This is a genomic window from uncultured Clostridium sp. (assembly GCF_947039605.1).
Lineage (GTDB): Bacteria > Bacillota > Clostridia > Clostridiales > Clostridiaceae > Sarcina.
In genome coordinates this window covers 1-3,122 of the sequence record NZ_CAMQZG010000095.1, presented here as the reverse complement: position 1 = coordinate 3,122, position 3,122 = coordinate 1, and the positions used below count along the sequence as shown (strand labels likewise).

Sequence of the window (3,122 nt, the reverse complement as noted above, 5' to 3'; positions counted from 1 at the left end):
CCATTGTAATACTATCAAGCATATGCCCATCTTTATCCCACTTTTCTAAAAAAACCATCAAATCATTTAGGTAATCTGGTGATATTTCTTTAAGATAACATGTATTTATATAATCTTGTATATCTTCTCTTAAATTATAAAGCTTTCTATTAAATAATTCGTCATTATACATAATTTTAATCCTCACTTGTATACATTATATCACAATAGAAAGCTAATCAAAAATGATTATTATAAAATATTAATTAAACTTTAAGTTAGATTTATAGTTGATTTAGGATGTCTAATTGTTTATTTTTAAGTTCAGATACTTTCTGGTTAACTGAATTTATGATTTCTTTTTTTGTAGATAAACTATTATTTATAAAGTTTTGTATTTTTGTAAGTTTATCTTGTGCTAAAATCCCTGCTTTTATAAGAAGATTTTGATTTATTGTTTCAAAAGTGTCTTTAGCTTGTGTAAAATCTTTAGCTAATATAAGGTTTTGTACTTCTTTAAGTTTAGTTAAATTAGGTAATGTTTCTTTAAGTTCATTAAGTTTTTGCACATCTGATGATATAAGGTTAGATGTATTTAAGTTATTTATAGCTTTTGAGAATGTATCTATATTGTGATTTTGCTTTAAGTTGTTTAAGGCATTAGCTATAGTATTATTGAAATTTTGTGCAGTTTGTTTATATAAGTTTAATTTAGCTGTAAGTGCTTGTACATCTTGTGGGTTGGTAAGACTAGCAAGCTCTTTTGCAGCAACTGCAAATGCACCATCTTTTATATGCAAGTTAATTTGAACTGCTTTATTGCTATTTGCTAGTTCTTGGTTTTGTTCTGTTACTTGTGCTTTTAAATTTGCATTTTGTTCTGTAATAAATTTTGTTTTTTGTTTAGTGTAAGAATATGTAGCAAATCCAATTCCACTAATAATTATAACAGCTATAAGTGACACTATAATTTTTTTTTTCATTTGTTATATCTCCTTTTTTTTAGTAAAGGTACTAAAAAATTCTTTCTTTTACTAAAAGTATATAATGATTACTTTTAATTATCAAATTTAAGATTAAAAGCATTTAATTGTTAAAAATATAACATTAATTTTTTGAAAGCTATTTTTTGAAGGGAAAGTTACTAATAACTTAATTTTATTAGTATATAGATAGAACTAAAGTAATATTTTATATTAATTTAGTAATTACTGATAGTAGATTTTACTTTCATTTCCATTTATAATCAAAATAATGGAATATTTTTGAATTTCATTATTTTAAAATGAATTGGAGTTTATTAAATGGTTATAAAAGATATTATAGATAAGCTTTCTTTAGAAAATAATTTATCTAGAGAAGAACTTTTATATTTAGTTTCTAATATCAACAGTAAGGAAACAGAGTATTTAATTGAGAAGTCAGATAAAACTAGAAAAAAGTTTTATGGAAATAAAGTTTATATGAGAGGGCTTATTGAGTTTACAAATTATTGCAAGATGGATTGTAGATATTGTGGCATTAGAAAAAGTAATAAAAATACACAAAGATATAGATTATCATATGAGCAGATTATGGAATGTGTAGACCTTGGTGATAGTCTTGGGTATAAGACTTATGTTCTTCAAGGTGGGGAAGATCCATATTTTACAGATGAGAGGATGATAAAAATTATTAAAGGGATAAAGGAAAAGTATCCTGATAATGCTATTACACTTTCAATTGGTGAGAGAAGTTATAAGTCTTATGAAAAATTGTATAAGGCTGGTGCTGATAGATTTCTTTTAAGACATGAAACGGCAACTAAGTCTTTGTATGATAGCCTGCACCCTGGAACATGTATGGAGAGTAGAAGAGAGTGTTTAAAAAATTTAAAAAAGATTGGATATCAGGCAGGAGCAGGTTTTATGGTAGGACTTCCAAATCAAACAGATGAAGATTTAGTAAATGATTTAATGTTTGTAAAAGAGTTTGAACCAGCTATGTGTGGGATAGGACCTTTTATTCCACAAAAAGATACACCTCTTGGAAATGAAAATAGTGGAACTTTAGAGAAAACTATATTAATGCTTGCCCTTGTAAGGCTTCTTTTACCTGAAATTTTACTTCCAGCTACAACAGCACTTGGAAGTATTGATAACACAGGTAGAGAAAAAGGGATAAAAGCAGGGGGCAATGTAGTTATGCCTAATTTATCACCTACAAGTGTGAGGGATAAATATGCTTTATATGATGGCAAGATTTGCACTGGTGATGAGGCAGCAGAATGTAGAGCTTGTATAGAAAAAAGAATGAAGAACTTTGGATATGATGTTGAAGTATCAAGAGGCGATAATTTTAATTGGCAAGATAAATTTAAACAAAAAGTTATTAATGAAAAAAATACAAAAACAGAGAATTTAAAGTTTACTAAAAAAGGAGTATAAGGTATGTTCATTAATCAAGAATTAATTAAAAGAATCTTAGAAGAAACTAAGAATCCAACAGTGGAAGAGGCTAAAGTAGCGTTAAGTAGAGTGAAAAATGGAGAAAGACTAACATATAAGGATGCAGCAATTCTTTTAATGATAGAAGATAAAGAGGTAGTTTTAGATATGTACAAGCTTGCAGGAGAGCTTAAAGAGAGTATATATGGCAAACGAATAGTTATGTTTGCACCTTTATATGTTAGTGATTATTGTGTAAATAATTGTGTTTATTGTGGTTATCAAAGATGTAATAAGTTTACAAGAAGAAAACTTACTCAAGAGGAAGTGGCACAAGAAGTTAGAATACTAGAAAAAATGGGACATAAAAGACTTGCTTTAGAGCTTGGAGAAGACCCTGTTAATGCACCTATAGATTATGTTTTAGAGTGTCTTGATACTATTTATAATACTCAGAATGCTAATGGTATGATTAGAAGAGTTAATGTAAATATAGCAGCAACAACACAGGAGAACTATAAAAAACTTTTGGATAAGGGTATTGGGACTTATATTTTATTCCAAGAAACTTATGATAAAGAAGCTTATGAAAAAATGCATCCTAAGTCATTAAAAGGGGATTATGAGTATCACTTAACATCATTTGATAGAGCTATGAAAGCTGGAATTGAAGAGATCGGAAGAGCACACGTCTGAACTCCAGTCACTCTCGCGCAT

At 28.0% G+C, this 3,122-nt stretch carries 2 protein-coding genes; one reads left to right on the top strand and one right to left on the bottom strand.

Annotated elements, in window-relative coordinates:
• Positions 1-263 precede the first annotated feature (263 nt).
• The gene (locus Q0V24_RS17015; RefSeq protein WP_297523359.1) at positions 264-962 is read right to left on the bottom strand and encodes a hypothetical protein; all 699 of its coding nucleotides are present in this window, start codon (positions 960-962) and stop codon (positions 264-266) included.
• 321 nt (positions 963-1,283) lie between these two features.
• Between Q0V24_RS17015 and hydE the strand changes: the two genes are divergently transcribed.
• Complete coding sequence (hydE, locus tag Q0V24_RS17010; RefSeq protein ID WP_297523356.1) at positions 1,284-2,405, top strand: [FeFe] hydrogenase H-cluster radical SAM maturase HydE; 1,122 nt, start codon at positions 1,284-1,286, stop codon at positions 2,403-2,405.
• Positions 2,406-3,122 lie beyond the last annotated feature (717 nt).